Source organism: Selenomonas sputigena ATCC 35185, assembly GCF_000208405.1.
Lineage (GTDB): Bacteria > Bacillota > Negativicutes > Selenomonadales > Selenomonadaceae > Selenomonas > Selenomonas sputigena.
Window position 1 is genome coordinate 164,187 of the sequence record NC_015437.1, and the last position, 17,189, is coordinate 181,375.

At 53.4% G+C, this 17,189-nt stretch carries 10 protein-coding genes; 6 read left to right on the plus strand and 4 right to left on the minus strand.

What is annotated here, in order from left to right; translation table 11 throughout:
* Positions 1-7: 7 nt before the first annotated feature.
* The 5 genes from nuoL (at position 8) to SELSP_RS00765 (ending at position 10,879) form a co-directional block, all read left to right on the plus strand.
* Positions 8-1,909 (plus strand): NADH-quinone oxidoreductase subunit L, encoded by a 1,902-nt coding sequence (gene nuoL, locus SELSP_RS00745; protein WP_006192799.1) that lies wholly within the window; start codon positions 8-10, stop codon positions 1,907-1,909.
* A complete protein-coding gene (locus SELSP_RS00750; protein ID WP_006192800.1) occupies positions 1,909-3,435 on the plus strand; it encodes a complex I subunit 4 family protein in 1,527 nt (508 codons plus the stop codon). The genes nuoL and SELSP_RS00750 overlap by 1 nt, the downstream gene beginning before the upstream one ends.
* Positions 3,436-3,437: 2 nt before the next feature.
* Complete coding sequence (locus SELSP_RS00755) at positions 3,438-4,859, plus strand: NADH-quinone oxidoreductase subunit N (protein ID WP_006192801.1); 1,422 nt, start codon at positions 3,438-3,440, stop codon at positions 4,857-4,859.
* A gap of 169 nt (positions 4,860-5,028) precedes the next feature.
* Positions 5,029-8,844 carry a hypothetical protein gene (locus tag SELSP_RS00760; RefSeq protein ID WP_013740506.1) on the plus strand — a complete coding sequence of 1,272 codons (3,816 nt, stop codon included), beginning with the start codon at positions 5,029-5,031 and terminating at the stop codon, positions 8,842-8,844.
* A 73-nt stretch (positions 8,845-8,917) separates the two neighbouring features.
* Positions 8,918-10,879, plus strand: coding sequence for a DUF2075 domain-containing protein (locus SELSP_RS00765; RefSeq protein ID WP_006192803.1), 1,962 nt, complete (start codon positions 8,918-8,920; stop codon positions 10,877-10,879).
* Positions 10,880-11,740: 861 nt separating this feature from the next.
* On the opposite strand, the gene SELSP_RS11815 is transcribed toward SELSP_RS00765, so the two are convergent.
* Both SELSP_RS11815 and SELSP_RS00775 read right to left on the minus strand, forming a co-directional pair.
* Entirely contained in the window at positions 11,741-12,340 is a 600-nt protein-coding gene (locus SELSP_RS11815) for a hypothetical protein (RefSeq protein ID WP_232362357.1), read from the minus strand.
* A gap of 110 nt (positions 12,341-12,450) precedes the next feature.
* On the minus strand, positions 12,451-14,013 hold the full coding sequence (locus SELSP_RS00775) for an IS1182 family transposase (RefSeq protein ID WP_324602869.1): 1,563 nt from the start codon (positions 14,011-14,013) through the stop codon (positions 12,451-12,453).
* A 264-nt stretch (positions 14,014-14,277) separates the two neighbouring features.
* Here SELSP_RS00775 and SELSP_RS12130 point away from each other — a divergent pair, with 264 nt between their 5' ends.
* Positions 14,278-14,616, plus strand: a complete 339-nt coding sequence (locus SELSP_RS12130) for a transposase family protein (RefSeq protein ID WP_006192808.1) — start codon at positions 14,278-14,280, stop codon at positions 14,614-14,616.
* A 359-nt stretch (positions 14,617-14,975) separates the two neighbouring features.
* Here SELSP_RS12130 and SELSP_RS00785 read toward each other — a convergent pair whose 3' ends face one another.
* Together SELSP_RS00785 and SELSP_RS00790 are read right to left on the minus strand one after the other, a co-directional pair.
* Entirely contained in the window at positions 14,976-15,917 is a 942-nt protein-coding gene (locus tag SELSP_RS00785; protein WP_006192809.1) for a WYL domain-containing protein, read from the minus strand.
* Entirely contained in the window at positions 15,892-17,178 is a 1,287-nt protein-coding gene (locus SELSP_RS00790; protein WP_006192810.1) for a helix-turn-helix transcriptional regulator, read from the minus strand. The genes SELSP_RS00785 and SELSP_RS00790 overlap by 26 nt, the downstream gene beginning before the upstream one ends.
* Positions 17,179-17,189: the final 11 nt, after the last annotated feature.

Here is a 17,189-nt window from a genome sequence, read left to right on the forward strand (position 1 = left end):
TGGCACAATGTTTTCCTCTTTCGCCCTGCACCATGCGTGGCTCATACCGCTCCTGCCGGGAATCGCCTTCGTCCTCGCGGGCTTTCTGCGTGCTTTGGGGCGCCTTGCGGCGGCGCTCGTCGTCACCGCAATCGCCGCGAGCTTCGCGCTCTCGGGCGGTGTCATCGCCGAGGTTCTCTCCACGCCGATCACGGTAGAAGCGCCGTATGTCGCGAAGACCGCTTGGATGACGGTCGGCAGCCTCGTCCTGGAGATGGGCGTCCTCGTCGATCCCATCACGGCGATGATGCTCTTCGTCGTCACGACGGTATCGCTTTGCGTCGCCATCTATTCCGTCGGCTACATGAAGGACGATCCCGGCATGGGGCGCTTCTTCTCGTTCATCTCGCTCTTTGTCGCGTCGATGCTCGGGCTCGTGCTCGCGTCGAACTTCCTGCAGCTCTACGTCTTCTGGGAGGGCGTCGGACTCTGTTCGTACCTTCTGATCGGTTTCTACTATCAGCGCGTATCGGCGCGGGAGGCCGCGAAGAAGGCGTTCATCACGACGCGCGTCGGCGACTTCGGTCTGCTCCTCGGCATCCTGCTCTTGCAGATTCACTTCGGCACGCTCGACTTTTTGAACCTGCGCATGCTCGTGCCGCTTGAGGTCTTGACGCTCGGCACGGTATTCTTGACCGTCGCGGGCTTCCTTATCTTCATCGGGCCGATTGGAAAATCGGGCCAATTCCCGCTGCACGTCTGGCTGCCCGACGCGATGGAAGGCCCGACGCCCGTCTCCGCGCTCATTCATGCGGCGACGATGGTCGTCGCGGGCGTCTACCTCGTCGCGCGTTCCTATTTCATCTTCGCGGCGTCGCCCTTCCTCATGGATTTGATCGCCTGGGTCGGCGGTTTCACGGCGATCTTCGCCGCGAGCATCGCCTTGACGCAGCGCGAGATCAAGCGCATCCTCGCCTATTCGACGGTCAGCCAGCTCGGCTACATGATGCTCGCGCTCGGCGTCGGCTCGCTGACGGCCTCGATGTTCCATCTCATGACGCACGCCTTCTTCAAGGCGCTCCTGTTCCTCTCGGCGGGCGCTGTCATGCACGCGCTCGCCGACGAGGCGGACATCTTCCGCATGGGCGGGCTTTGGAAGAAGATGCCGTGGACGTTCGCCGTGATGACGATCGGCGTTCTCGCGATCTCTGGTCTGCCGCCTTTCGCGGGCTTCTTCTCGAAGGATGAGATCCTCTTTGCGGCGGCGGAAGTCTCGACGCCGCTCTACGTCCTCGCGACCGTCACAGCTTTCATGACGGCGCTCTACATGGCGCGGCTGCTTTTCGTCGCCTTCCTCGGCGACTGCCGCACGGGCACGGCGTACCACGCGCACGAAGCGGGTTGGTGGATGCGCTTGCCGCTCCTCATCCTCGCGGTGCTCGCCGTCGTCAGCGGCTTTCTGGGTCATGCGTGGGGCTTCGGCTCGTGGGTCTACTTCGGGCACGCGCACGAGGGCGCGATCGATCCGACGGTCGCCGGCATTTCGACCGCTTTGACGCTCCTCGCGCTCGCCATCGCCTACCTCGTCTATGTGAAGAAGGTCGTTTCTGCCGATGCAATCGCAGAACGGCTCGGCATTTTCTACACGCTCAGCTATCACAAATACTATATCGACGAGATTTATGCGGGACTTCGCAAGGTTTTCGTCGACGGCTGCGGCAGGGTCTTCTACTGGATCGACATCTACATCGTCGATGGGCTGGTGAACCTTCTCGCTCTCTTTGTACGCCTCTTGAGCGGCGTTCTCTCCTTCTTTGAGACGGGGCAGACGCAGTTCTATGCGACGGTCGTCATCGTCGGCGCTGTCCTGCTCGCGCTTCTGGGTGTTTACTGTGCGGGCGGCACAGCTTTCGTGGGAGGTGGCTTCTGATGGACTTTCCCGTTTTGTCGGTCATCCTGCTCACGCCCTTGGCGGCGGCGCTTCTCCTTTGCTTCTTGAACCGCGAGTCGCGCTCCGCCATCCGCATCGTGGCAGCTGCCGCCATGGCGTTCTCGTTCGCGCTTTCCGTTTGGGCGTACTTCGGCTATGACCTCGCGGCGGGCGGCATGCAGTATACGGAGCGCGTGCCGTGGATCACCGATCTCGGCGTTTCCTACGCGCTCGGCGTCGACGGCATCTCCTTGCCGCTGCTCCTCTTGACGGAGCTGATCGGCGTGTCGGCGGTCTTTTCCTCGTGGCATGTCGAGGAGCGCTCGAAGGAGTTCTTCATCCTGCTGCTCATCTTGATCGCAGGCGTCACAGGCACCTTCGTCGCCAACGATCTCTTCATCTTCCTCTTGTGCTACGAGGTCGTCGTCATTCCGATCTACATTCTCGTCATTCTCTTCGGCTCGACGAAGCGCGTGACGAAGGAATACGCGGGCATGAAGCTCACGATCTACCTGCTGCTCGGCTCGGCATTCTTGCTCGTCGGCGTCGTCTGGCTCTACCTCACGGCGTTCCCCGCAGGAAGCCGCACGTTCGACATGCAGATGCTCGCGCTCGCGGCGCAAGGAGGACACTTCAGCCCGGGCTTCCAGATCGGCGCGTTTCTCCTGCTCCTCATCGGCTTCGGCTCGTTGCTTTCCATGTTCCCGTTCCACAGCTGGTCGCCCGACGGCTACGCGGGCGCACCGACGGCGGTGTCGATGATCCATGCGGGCGTTCTGAAGAAGATCGGCGGCTACGGCCTCATCCGCATCGGGCTTCTCGTGCTGCCTTTGGGCGCGAAATTCTGGGCGCCCTTGATCGCGTTCCTCGCGATGTGCAACGTGCTCTACGCCGCTTACATCGCGCTCGTGCAGAAGGATTTGAAGTACGTCGTCGGCTACTCGTCGGTGTCGCACATGGGCTATGTGCTCTTGGGCTTCGCGGCACTGAATGTCGTCAGCGTCTCGGGCGCGGTTGCCAACATGGTGGCGCACGGCGTGATGAGCGCGCTCTTCTTCGCGATGATCGGCTTCATCTATGAAAAGACGCATCTTCGCACGGTTGACGATCTCAAGGGGCTTGCCTACCAGATGCCGCGCCTCTCTACGGGCTTCATGCTCGCGGGCATGGCGTCCTTGGGACTGCCGGGACTCATCGGCTTCGTGCCGGAGTTCACGATCTTCGTCGGCGTATTTGCCGAGTTCCCGATTCTCGCGGTGCTCGCCATCGCCGGCATCATCTTCACGGCGCTCTATGTGCTGCGGCTTCTCGCCAAGGTGCTCTTCGGCCCGGCGGACAAGAAGTTCGACGCGTACCGCGACATGCGCGGCGCGGAGCTTGTGCCGCTCGTGCTCTTGGGCGTCGCTCTCGTGGGCTTCGGCGTGTTCCCGCATCTCCTCCTGGGGCTGATTTCGACGGGGACGGAGCCTTTGCAGCCAATGCTTGACCAGTTGAGCCGGATCGGCTTCTTTTTAGGGGGGGACTGAGCATGGATTTTTCAGCAATCGGCATGGAGCTTGGTCTTCTTGCGCTCGCCCTGCTCTTCTTGGCGATGGGCGTGCTGCTGCCGAAGAAGGAATCGCGCACGAGTCTCGCGGCGATCTCGGTCGTCGCGCTTCTCGCGCTCTTCGCCTACGGCTTTTCTTTTTATCGGGGCGGCGAGGCGGCGTCCTTCTACGCGGGGCTTTACGTCGTGGACAATTACGCCGTCTTCTTCAAGCAGCTCTTCATTTTGAGCGCGGCGCTCGTCGTGCTCTTTTCGAGCGACTATGTCGAAAGGCTTCTGCGCTCTCGTGCGGAGTTCTACGCGATCCTCGTCTTCGCCGTGCTCGGCATGTGCGTCATGGCTTCGGCGAACGACTTCCTCACGCTTTACATCGGGCTGGAGCTTATGACGATCTCCTTCTATGTGTTCGTCGGACTCCGCCAGCGTGATGCGCTTTCGAGCGAGGCGGCGATCAAGTACCTCGTCTTGGGCGCGGCGGCGTCCGCGATCCTCTTCTTCGGCGTCAGCTTCATCTACGGCGCGGCGGGCAGCCTGCGCTTTGCGGCGGTCGTGAGCAGCCCGCAGCTCTTCACGCCGCTCGGCATCGTCGGCATGGCGCTCGTCTTTGCCGGCATCTTCTTCAAGCTGTCGATGATACCGTTCCACATGTGGGCGCCCGACGTCTACGAGGGAGCGCCCGCGCCTGTCGCCGCGCTCCTCGCCATGGGATCGAAGGCGGCGGCTTTCGCCGTTCTCCTGCGCCTTGTCTTGGCGGTATTCCCGCCGTTGGGCGGCATGTGGCTCTCGCTTTTGGCCATTCTCGCCGCCGTCTCAATGGTCGGCGGCAATGTCATGGCGATCGTGCAGGACGACGTGAAGCGCATGCTCGCATATTCTTCCATCGCGCAGGTCGGCTACATGCTCGTCGGCGTCGTCGCGGCGGATGCGGCGGGCATGAAGGCGCTGCTCTTCTACCTCGCGCTCTATGCCTTTGCGAACATCGGCGCTTTCGCCGTGCTGACCGCTGTCGAGGCGCAGCGCGGCAAGCCCGACATGGCGAACGTCACGGGACTCGCGAGAACTGCGCCCGTCCTCGCCGCCGTCATGACGATCTCGCTGCTCTCGATGGCGGGCATCCCGCCGACGGCGGGCTTCGCCGGGAAGCTCTACCTCTTCACGGCGGTCGTCGATCAGGGCGGCCTGTGGCTCGCCTTCGTCGGCTTCATCATGTCGATGATCTCGGTCTACTACTACCTGCTCGTCGTCAAGGCGATGTACCTCGGCGAAGGCCCGAAAGAACCCGTAAAGATCTCGGGCGCACTTCGCGCCTGCGTCCTCGTGAGCGTCGCCCTGACGCTCGCCCTCGGCGTCTATCCCGAGCCTTTGGCGAACCTCACGAACTTCGTGGCGGCGACGTTCTTTTGACGGACGACGGGAAATATTCTTCGTTCGGTCTGCCGACGACGATTCTTTTTGCTGAGGCGGAATCTGAGGAGTAATGTCATGAGGCGGCATATTGCCATGAATGGTAATATACCGCCTCATGTTGATTTCGATTATAATTTCAATACATTTCATACGAGGTGATTTCAGTATGGAGTATACGAAAATCGTAACAGCTGAGGATTTATCGCGTTATGCAAATTCTTATATCAGTAGGGGCGTGATCCCAGAACTCATTTATCTTTTGATTCGTCAGTCGATCTCTGATGGCGATGATTGTAGGATTCCATACGGTGATGGCATAAATCAATCGGGGTTGGATGGCAGCGTGGACTGCGCGCAGGGCTTTCTTCAGTTTATTCCTATAGGTCGCTCCTATTGGGAAATTGGAACGGGGGCAGATTTTCGGAAAAAAGCTAATGAAGATCTCAACAAACGAACGGAACAAGTGGAAGAATCTGAGCGGCGTAATACGACATTTGTATTTGTTACGCCGCGTTTATCGGGAGATTCGAAAGAAGAAAATCAACGAGCGTGGTCTACACAACATGCAGATAAAGGCTGGAAGGAAATTCGCATTATTGACGGCGTTAGACTTGCTAATTGGTTGTGCGAGTTTCCAGCGATTGCACGATGGCTGGCAAGAAAAATTGGGATAATTCCAAACGAAAGCGGGATTACGACTCCACTTGAATATTGGGAGGAAAACTTTTCTCGCGGACGAAGTGATAATCCCATAATTTCTCCGCTGGTTTATACGGCGACACGAGAAAAAGCATGTCGTGCAATTAAAGATATTTTTACAGGCAAGGAACAATGTCTTTTCCTTCATCCTGAGAGTGAAGGCGATGTGGAAGATTTTGTTGCTGCATATATAATTTCAACTAAGCATGAAGAGATAAGACAATATGCGCATCAGTGCCTTTTTATCAGTGATACAAGTGCGTGGCGGTCTATAGCTGAATTGAGAAAGCCGCATATTCTTGTTGCTGGTTCGGAACTGGATTTGGATTCGGCACGACAGGATTTGCGTGTGCTTGCCGAAAACAGACAGCACAGGCTCATCATACCACTATACGGATCGTTATCAGATGGGCAATCTAACGTCGTTAAACTGCAAAGCCCTACACAATATCAAATTGAAGATATTCTTAGGAAGGAGAACTTTTCCGATGCGCGAAGCAGAGAGCTTGCAAGAATCGGAAATCGAAGACTGTCTGCCCTGCGCCGATATCTTTTAGGCGGAGCCGTTCCGCGCTACGCAAAATGGGTGGGTGCAGATGATATTGCAAGAGCAAATCTCCTTGGACGATGGAGTGAGAAGAACGTAGCCGATGTTCAAGTATTGGGTAGTGTACTGGGGATGGAGGAGGGAGAAGCTCTTAGACGTCTGAGAGGCATGCTGTATCAGGCAGATACGCCCCTAGCTCAGATGGACGGAAAATGGAGGATTGTTCCACGTGTCGAGGCATGGAATGCACTAGGAAACAGGCTGGCAGATGAGGATTTGGATCGCTTTCAGAAAATCGCGCTTTTGGTTCTTGGGGAACGAGATCCGAAATTCGATCTGCCGAAAGAAGAGCGATATGCTGCTAATGTTCTTGGAAAGGAACTTACATATTCCACACGCCTTAGAAAGGGAATGGCGGAAACACTTGCCCTATTGGGAAGTCGCCCCCAGGCTCTGAGTCAGTGCTCTCGTGGAAAAGCAGAAAGTGTCGCAGCAAGGGTTGTCCATAACCTATTCTGTGATGCTGATTGGGAGCGGTGGGCCGGGCTGGACTCTATTATGCCATTACTTGCCGAGGCGGCACCAAAAGCATTCCTGGACGCAGTGGAAGAGTCTCTTTCCGATTTGTGCACTACACCATTTCGCGAGGTGTTTGCCCAAGAAGGGGGCGACTTGTTTGGCGGTGGAAACTATATCAGCGGATTGCTTTGGGGTTTGGAGTGCCTTGCGTGGAGTCCTGAGTATCTTGCGAGAACAGTAGTCGTTTTGGCAGAGCTTGCCTCGATTGATCCGGGAGGAAGGTATAGCAATAGACCTGAACAGTCACTTGCAGATATTTTTTTGCCTTGGCATATACAAACGACGGCATCATTTGAGCAGAGGGAAGCAGCAATCAAAAAGATTTTGAAAGAGCAGCCCAATGTTGGCTGGAAGCTACTGCTTTCGTTACTGCCCAACAACCTTGGGTCTACCAGTGGCTGCTATCGTCCCGTATGGCGCAACTTTATTCCATCGGATTGGGAAGATGATGTGCTTGTCAGTGAGTACTGGGCACAAATCCATATGTTGGCAGAACTTGCCGCAGAGATGACGCATTCGGATGTTGAAAGACTTATGGAACTGATGGATCGTCTTTCTGACTTGCCTCATGAGACGCAAGAGGTTGTTTTGAAGCATTTGATGTCAGATCATATCCTCCAAATGCCTGAACCGAAGCGAGTCATTATCTGGGAGAAACTGGATGAGCTTGTACGCCGCCATCGAAAATTTTCGGATGCACAGTGGGCTCTCCCTAAAGAAACAATTACAAAAATTGAGCAGATTGCAAACAATATCACGCCTGCCGACCCAATGCTGCGATACCGCTATCTTTTTTCAGAGAGTGATCATGATCTGTTTGATGAGAAAGGAAAGTATGAAGAACAGAGGGAGCACCTTGATGAAAAGCGTCGTTCAGCCCTTGCTAAAATTATGGGCGATGGAGGAGATTTTGCTCAATGTTTGGAGTTTGCGCGGACGACAGCGATGCCGTATAAAGTTGGCCAAACGATGGGGGCGATTGCATCTGATCGCGTTGAAGCTGAGATATTGCCAAGTCAGCTGACTGCTGATGATGAAGTGGTAAAACGTGTTGTTGCAGGATTTGTCTGGGCTCGATTTTGGCAACGGGGGATTCAATGGGTCGATAATTTGCTTCAGCGAAATTGGGAGCCGCCACGCTGTGCAGAGTTTCTCCTACTTTTACCATTTCAAGAGGAGATTTGGGAACGTGTATCGTCGTATCTGGGTGAATCACATGAGGAGCTATACTGGAAGCATGTAGATGTGCGAACGGGAATCTGGAAATGGGAGGCTGTATTTGTCATAGAGAAACTTATTGCATATGGTCGTGCAGGTGCAGCCGTTAACTGTCTTACCTATGTGCTTGATGATGAGGAGGGCTTTGATTCGGACATTGTGACACGTGCGCTGATAGCGGTACTAGCGAATCCTCAAGAGATCAAACAATTGGAGCGTTACGATACAATTGAGTTAATTAAACAGCTTCAATCATCAACTTCTGTCGATATAGAAGCGCTGTATCAGATTGAATGGAATTTTCTCCCTTGGTTTGACCGCCTTTCAGAAGATATTCCACTTACTCTTGAGGAACGTCTTGCTTCAGAGCCGGCATTCTTTGCAGAGATGATAAAATATGCATTTCGCTCCAAGAATGATTCTGCTGATTCCGTCGAAAGACTGGATGAGAAGAAACAATCACTTTCTGAACATGCATATACACTCTTGAATCGTTGGAGCACCTGTCCGGGGATGCAAAAGGATGGTTCGTTCAACGAAGAGGTCTTTCGTGCTTGGATTACCGAAGTGCGTCGTCTCACAGAAGAAAGTGGACATGATGAAATTGCGCAAGTGGAAATTGGGAAGGTACTAACCCATGCGTCGGCAGATCCTAGTGGTTTGTGGATTCACAAATCGGTTGCTGATGTTTTGAATAGACGAGATTCAAAGATAATGAGGCGTGACTTTATGATTGCGCTTATGAATCAGCGTGGTGTTTACAGCTTTTCGCATGGTGTTCAAGAGAGGGAATTGGCGCGAGGATACAGAGAAAAAGCCGAGGCTGCTGAAAAGGCAGGCTTTGTCCGCTTTGCTACGACAATGCGTGAGTTAGCAGATCGGTATGATGAGGATGCCGAGCGGGACGAGAATAGAGATCCTTTAGAGGAATATTCTTGACCAAACAAGGGCTTGTTTTACTTTGTGGTCATTCCTATTATGATTCTGGTTATAGCATGGAAAGGGGACTAAATTGGCAAGAGCATATTATTCTAGCTCGATTCAAAGCTTTCTGGATACTGAAGTAGAACAGATTCTTGGACAGTTGCTGATTCATGATGTGTTCAAAACGGAGGATTTTCAGAAACACGCTTGGCGTGAGGAGATACTTATTTTGAAAGAGCAACTAATTGCATTTGAGGATGGAGGAATTATCTTTGAGTTTACAATTCCGCGCATGGGACATCGGCTTGATGTTGTAATTATCATTGCAGGAATCCTTTTTCTGTTAGAATTTAAAGTGGGAGACAAGGAGTATAGAAAAGCGACCGAAGACCAAGTGATGGATTATGCACTTGATCTAAAATATTTTCATGAGGCGAGTAAAACGCGCATACTCATGCCGATGATTGTGGCAACGGAAGCTGTTGAAGAGATCTGTACGCCATCTTTATTGGAGGACGGTATCGGTGAGGTGTTGCATTGCAATCGACATAATATAGGTAGCACTATTCATCGCAGTTTATCTCAAATGCATGCATCTCCTTTGTCGATGGAGTTTTGGCTAAATGCTCGTTATGCACCGACGCCGACCATCATCGAAGCGGCGCAGGCACTCTATCGAAACCACTCGGTACATGAGATTTCTCGAAATGATGCAGGGGCGGAAAATTTAACTGAGACGACCGCAACGATCAATCAAATTATCGATGATTGCAAGACCAACCATCGAAAAGCTATTTGCTTCGTCACCGGGGTCCCTGGCGCCGGCAAAACATTAGCTGGCCTAAATATTGCTAATGAACGTCATCGATTTGATGCGGATGAACACGCTGTGTTTCTTTCAGGTAACGGCCCTCTCGTAGAAGTTTTGCAGGAGGCACTTGCACGTGATCGCGCAAAAGTAAAAGGAGTGACCAAGGCGGAGGCGAAGCGTGAAACGAAGGCTTTTATTCAAGCGATTCACAAGTTCCGTGACGAGGCGCTAACGTCAGAACGACCGCCTATTGAAAAAGTGGCTATTTTCGATGAGGCGCAACGTGCATGGGATGCACATGCTCTTAGTGCTTTCATGGCGCGAAAAAAGGGGAATCCCAATTTCGTTCAATCGGAACCGGAATTTCTCATTAGTATTATGGATCGCCATGCGGATTGGGCAGTGATCGTATGCCTTGTCGGTGGTGGCCAGGAGATACATACAGGTGAGGCCGGAATATCTGAATGGTTGGAAGCGCTACAGCATGAGTATACTTTTTGGGATATTTATCTTTCTGATCAGATGACAGATTCCGAATATATGGGTGGAAATGGTGGCATGAAAGCTATCCTCGGTGATCGCAACTATACGATTGCACCATCACTTCATTTAGGGGTTTCATTGCGCTCCTTTCGTAGTGAAAAGCTATCGGGATTCGTCAAGGCTTTACTTGATAATGATGTTGTTGCGGCGCAGCGAATATATATGGAACTTTGCACGGATTATCCCATCGTTTTGACACGAAATCTGGCACAAGCCAAAGCATGGGTGAAAGAAAAGGCAAGAGGAACGGAGCGTTATGGCTTGCTGGCATCGGCAGAGGGGAAGCGTCTTCGTGGTCTTGGAATATCCGTGTCCGCCGAAATGGATCATGTTGGCTGGTTCTTAAATGAGAAAGAGCATGTAAATTCTTCTTATTATCTTGAAGTCCCAGCTTCTGAATTTGAAATTCAAGGTCTAGAGATCGACTACGCTCTTTTGGCCTGGGATGCCGACTTCCGATACGTTCATGGTACTTTTGATTATTATCGCTTTCGCGGAACACAATGGAATCACATTCGCCAGGAGCAGCGAAAGAAATATTTGAAGAATGCATATCGAGTGCTATTGACGAGAGCACGGCAGGGGCTTGTTATTTTCGTTCCTGAGGGTGATGCGGATGATGCTACGCGTAAAGCGGAATATTATGATGGAACATACGAGTATTTGCGTAGGATTGGGATTGCAGAGATTCATTGATTCCGCGCCAATCTGTTTAACGCTTAAGGAAACGCTGATAAAATGAAGTCGCCCAGATTTGCGCAGATGCGCTGTATCTATCGAGGAGACAAGCTACACGCACAAACGTCCACTTTGTGGACATTGTGCGCCGCCCTTAATGAAAGGTACCCAATCAATCTGCGCCCTTCGGGCTTGACTTCTTGGACTGTCATAGTAACAAACCGCAAGCGGTATGAGGTCACATGTGACCCCAACAGCGTGGCGCCGCCGGAAATGAAGCTATTGTAGTTTCAATACCGCAAGCGGTATGAGGTCACATGTGACTGTGTCTGGGAGGCTGCAGAAACAGAAGGCTCAAAAGGTGGTTTTGGAAAACCTCCTCGAAACCGAACGTATGATCGCACTTTTTCGGCTGTCATTACATACCCCGCGAGTATGTAATGACAGCGCCAAGCCTTATATAGCAAGGCTTGCGGCGATTCGAGGAAAATCGGAAAACCTACCCCGTTTTTTCGCCTCTGAGAGGTTTTCTACTTTTCATACTCAACATGGTTTTTCACATTTGTCAAACATATCCAAGAAGCAAACCTGCAGGGCGCAGATGATTGGGCATATCATAAGAAGCGCTGATAAATTCAGTCACCCGTCTTCATACATCTGTCCTGTCATCGTCGACAAACCCTTGATACAGCACCACATGATTGTCCGACGTTGACCGCGATAGATACAGTGCATCTGTGAAAATCCAGGCAACTTCATTTTATCAGCGCTTCACTAGCTCGTCGCCACCCTCCGCATCGCAATGGGGAACGAATACGTTTCAAAACAGCCACAAGGGCGGCAAAGGGCGATCCCGGAAGCAATCCCAAGGGGCGGCGTTCAACGTTGACCAACCAGAGCCGCATACTTCGCACGCTCGTCAGCTGGAATCTGCAGCACGTCCATCGCTTTTTCCACGGAGAAGTTCATGCTTTGCATCACGTTGCGGATGGCTGTAATCGTCGTTTCAAGCACACCTTGCGACAGGCCTTGCGACAAACCTTGCGACAAGCCTTCTGCTCTCGCCTCTTCAGCGCGAACCTCTAATGCACGCTCTTGATTCCAAGCAAAATTCAGCATATCGAAAACCTCCTCCTCCTGCTTCTGACGGAAATAATCTTCCAGATAATTATGCGCGATACAGTATCGCGTGGCTTCGCTTATTGCGACTTCGAGCGCATTTCCGCTCTTGACACTTTCTCGCACCTTGGCGACGAAAACGCTGTAGCTTCTGAGCGCATGGCTTTTTTCTAGTATCGGACGATTCCGCTTATCATTGATATTGAGAACTTTGACTGCAAGCTCTATATCTCCCTGGCACCGTTCAAAAGCATCCGATAAGCGCAACACCCACATATCTGGCATTTCCGCCTCACCATTATAGAACACATAAAACTTCGGTGTTGGGGCTGTCGCATGAGTCGAATTTGACTTATGCACAGCCTCTCTTTTTTATTGCGTGAATCAAATATTCATTTCGATGAAAAGACTCTCGAAAAAAATGCGCAGGAAAGAACGCTGTACCATGCCAGCTTTTTTCCTGCGTATTTTTATGCTGCAACGTCTACGGGGAAGAGATGTTGCCCGCCGCATCCTCGTTGGATCTTTTGATGCAGTTTCCCGAAGTTATGTGCCATCGCCAGAAGCATCGTTTCCACAAGCACATTGGCATTGCCCCGGCTGAGGAAGCGGCGAAAGCCCATGTCCGCCTTGATGTTGGCAAAAGCGTCTTCCGCTTGGATGCTTCGATTGACTCTCAGCCATATTCCTTCATCCGATGTCAGTCGCGCCTTCGAGGCCGCTCGTTCCTCAGGGAATGTTTTCGCCACTTCCAAGCTCTTCGGCCGCTCTTCTAACGGCAGTTTTGATTTGCTCCGTATGCACTCAGCTTTCCTTTCACAGCCGTTGCAATCTTCTGCCGTGTAGCAGGTCTTGACACTCGTATAGCCGGTCTTGTTTCTCACCGTCTTCGTGCCCGTAACCTTGAGTTTCCTGCCGTTGGCACAGAGATAGGCGTCTTCGTCGCCGAGATAGGTCATGTTCTCGAAACGCCCGATGTCATTCTTCCAAGCGCGGGTCTTTGCTCGCTCGTAGTTGTTCGGCTTGATGTAGGCCGCCTGCCCGTTAGCCTTGAGATAGACGTAGTTTTCTTCGCTTTCATATCCAGCGTCGGCAATGACCTTGGCATAGCGTTCCTTCACATGTGCATGGAAATCCTCTAGGAACGGGATGAGCGTTGCGGTGTCCGTCGGTTGCGACCCCACCGTTGCCCATGTGATGAATTCTGCATCGACGCCGCATTGGATGTTGTAGGCTGGTTTCAGTTGTCCGTTCTTCATCGCATCTTCCTTCATTCGCATGAAGGTCGCATCGTGATCCGTCTTGGCAAAGCTGTTGCGCGTGCCCATGATGCGGAGCTTTTTCTGGTAGTCTTTCCAGCGAGCGATGAACTCGTCCAGTTTCTCCAACGCCTTTTGCAGCACGCTTTTTCGCCGTCCGCTCCCATGCACGAAGACGAGGCCTTGCTTTTTCTGCAGACGTTTCAGCTGCTTTCGCATTTTCTTGAGGTGGCGCAAGCGGAGATCCTTTCCATGTCGGACGGATATGGAAAGCTGCTGTTCTGCTTGCTCGATGAAGACGAGCAGTTTTTCCAGCAGTTTCGCTTGATTTTTCAGGACGGTCTTCTTCCAGACGAACTTGTATTTGTTGGCGATAGACTCGATCTTGGTTCCGTCGATGAAGATGTGCTCAAGCGATATGACGCCGAGCGTTTGCAGGAGGATGTCCATTTGCGCGAACAGTTCCTTGATGCAAGATGCCAGGTGTTTTGAGCGAAAGCGCGAGATGGTTGCGTGATCGGGCGCGGGTTTTCCCTCCAAAAGATAGAGGAAGTTCACGTCGCGCCGACAAGCCGTCTCGATTCTTCGGGAGCTGAAGAGATGGTTCATGCCGGAATAGATGAGAATGGCGAGCAGTTGCCTGGGGGACGCCAGCTTTTTGTCGATACGTCCATAGGTGCGATAGAGCGCGGTCAGATTCATCCCTCCGATACATTGGCGCAGCAGGCGAACTGGGTCATTCTTGGGAATCTGCATTTCAAAATTCAGGGGCAGGCAGGGTTGATAAGTTTCGCCTCATGCGGTATAATCTGGTTGTAAAATTAGTTTTTTTGCATAAATCTATTTTACACCTGCCTCCGCCCTTTTGCTAGGGTGGAGGCTTTTTTTGTGCATGAAAATCGGCTCTATAATAAATGTTGTGGTTCTCCCCCTAGCCGTGTGGGGAGAATTGCAACATTTATTTTTATGCATAACAAAAGACACGGCAAGCATCTGCTATAATATTAACCGCTAAACCAATATCAAGGAGGACTTGCCATGTCTTACGAAAAGAATACCACAAACTGTTTCGATCTGCCAAGTGAATATCTAAAAAAAGTAGAAGCTAATATTTGGGAATTGAAACTTCCTCGAACCAATCACCAATGCCCGCGTTGCCATAACTCTACGGATAAGGTGCACGACTATCGCGTCCAAACCATCAAAGCGACTAGTCTCGTCGCACACACCGTTCGGTATCACAAACGTCGCTATGTCTGCACCTCCTGCGGCAAGGTATTCCCCGAACAGGCGCCCTTCCTTTCCCGCTATCAGCGCATGACGAAGACACTCATCTGCCAGCTCATCGTGGAGCATGGTATGCTTTCCACTTCTTAATGAAAGGTACCCAATCAGTCTGGCCCTTCGGGCTTGACTTCTTGGACTTTCATAGTAACAAACCGCAAGTGGTATGAGGTCACATGTGACTCTGTGTCTGGGAGGCCGCAGAAACAGAAGGCTCAAAAGGTGGTTTTGGAAAACCTCCTCGAATCCGAACATGTGCTCGCACTTTTTCGGCTGTCATTACATACCCCTCGAGTATGTAATGACACCGCCAAGCCTTATATAGCAAGGCTTGCAGCGATTCGCGGAAAATCGGAAAACCTGCCCCGTTTTTTCGCCTCTGGGAGGTTTTCCACTTCCCCTAATGTACCATGATTTAGGCTCTTTGTCAAATCGGAATCTCGTGCAAAAAATCACTCTGAGCATTCGTCCTGCAGGATCTCGATGACTGCCTGGCGCATCTTCTCAGGTGCGAGGACGCGAGCGGCGGAGCCGAGCGAGAGAATCTGTCCGATCATCTCCTGCTCGTCGAAGTCGTAGTAGAAAACCGTGAGCGTGTAGACGCCGCTCTCCTCGTCGAACGCCGCTTCCTTGTCGTAGGGCGCGAAGAGGCAGAATGCACGCTCGACGGCGTTGTTCTTCGGCGCGAGGCGCAAGGTCACGGAGCGCCGCCTCGCCGCGAGGAAGGCGCGGAATTTCTCTTCTGTATCGCGCGGCACAGGCTCTTCCAACACGCGAATCTCCTCGATGCGCGAAAAGTTCATCTTGACGGCTCGTCCCTCGTCCACGAGCCAGACGATGGCGCGGCAGCGGTTCTCCTCGGCGTCGTATTCGAGGCGGCACGGCGCGGCCTTGCTCTCATGGCGTGCGCCCCGCGCATCGACGTTGCGGCAGAAGACCATGCGCCCCTCTGCAAGCGCACGCCAGAACTCGCCGAGAGGCTCTTCCACGAGGCGCACGTCATCGCCCCTGCCGCGCAGGACGCGCCAGACCTCCTGCGGATAGGCGCGAACCTCAGCAAGGCGCGAGAGCAGTTTCCCGCGCAGTTCGTCCGCCACGAGAAAGGCGGCACTTTCGTCTTCGAGCATGGTCTTGAGCCAGCGAAGTTCAGCTCTTGTCGGCGGCAGACGCACAGGCTTTTCCAGAAAAAGCTCCGCTTCGCCGTTCGGCGAGAAGGAGAACATCGTCTCGATGATTTCCTCATGGCGCGAAGTATCCACGGGATCGAGCGGCTGCAGACGGCGCAAGATATCTTTGCGTGTCAGCTTCGCCCCCGCGTGAATCTCCTTGATGACTTCGACGAGCGAATGAAAGAGCGCCGAATGAAGCTCATGAAAGAGTGAGGTGTTCGCCATAATTTTCCAGTGCCTCCTCCAAATCCTCTTTGAGTCTCTCCGCAAGATGCGGCGACTGCGGCAGCGAGACGTGCGCGAGCGGCCAGAAGGTGCGCAGCCACGGCAAGAGGCTTCGTGCATCCGCGATCTTGAGCCGTACGCCGATCCGCCCGTCCGCCTCTTCGAGCACCGCTTCGGAAAATCGCGCGAGGATGCGTCCCTTCACCGCTGCGCCTGCCGTCTCTCCCTTCGGGAAGAAGTCGATGCAAAGTTCAGGCTCCTTCACGGCGATCTTCGGCAGAGCGCCCGTCCACACCCTGCCCGTGCGCACCTTCTGCATGAGGTCGAGCCGAAACATCTGACTGCCCTGCGCGCGCCTGCCGCCTTTCGCGGGCAGACGCGCCGCCAGCACATAGCGGCGTCCCGCATACATATCGCTGACGAGGCGAAGCGGCACGACGCGCAGCTTGCGCCTTTCCCTGCCGTAAACGAACGTCATCTCGCGCCGCTCCTCCAAGCATGTCAGACATTGAAAGACAACCTCGTCGTCGAGAAGGTGCGCCGTCGCCCTATGCTTGAACTGAGCGAGCGGTTTTGTCTCTTTTTCCTGGCCGTCGTGCTGCAAAGCGTCCTCAAGGAAGCAGCCAGGCAAGGAAAACTGCGTCATGGCGCGATAGAACGAAGCGGCGCGGCAGAGTGACGCCACATCTTCGGACGAGAGCCGCTCCAGAGGGTCGTCCGCCAGGCGATAGAGGAAGCGTCCGTTTTCCTCCGCCTTGCAGACGACGCCCTGCTCTTCGAGATCCTGCAGATAGCGCTGCACCGTCCTGCGGCTGAGATCCTCCAAGCCTTCCGGAATCGCCTTTCCCGACATCATCTCATACTCGAAGATCGTCGTCACATCGAGCGCCTCTTTCGCCGCGCCGAGAATCTGCAGCAAGCCGATGAGGCAGAAGGCGGTCGTATTCTTCAACGCCTTGATGCGGTAGGTGTAGGCGAGAAAATCATCGGTGATGCGGTAGGAATCGCCTTCGAAGCGGTAGACCTCGCGCCGCCCTTGGCGCGAGGATTTGAGGCTTCCCTCGGGCAGGAAGAAGCGCAGACGCGCCATGTTCTCCTCATAGGCGCGCGCACTCTGCCCCAGACGCTCGACGAGGAACGACTTGTGATAGCAGCCGTAGGAGATGTAGCGAAGGAGCGGCCGCACGGTGTCGTAGTCGCCGATGAAGCGGTTGGCGGCGGTGCTTTCCCGGCGGTTTTTTGTCTTGCTCTCTGTACGCATGGCCGCCCTCC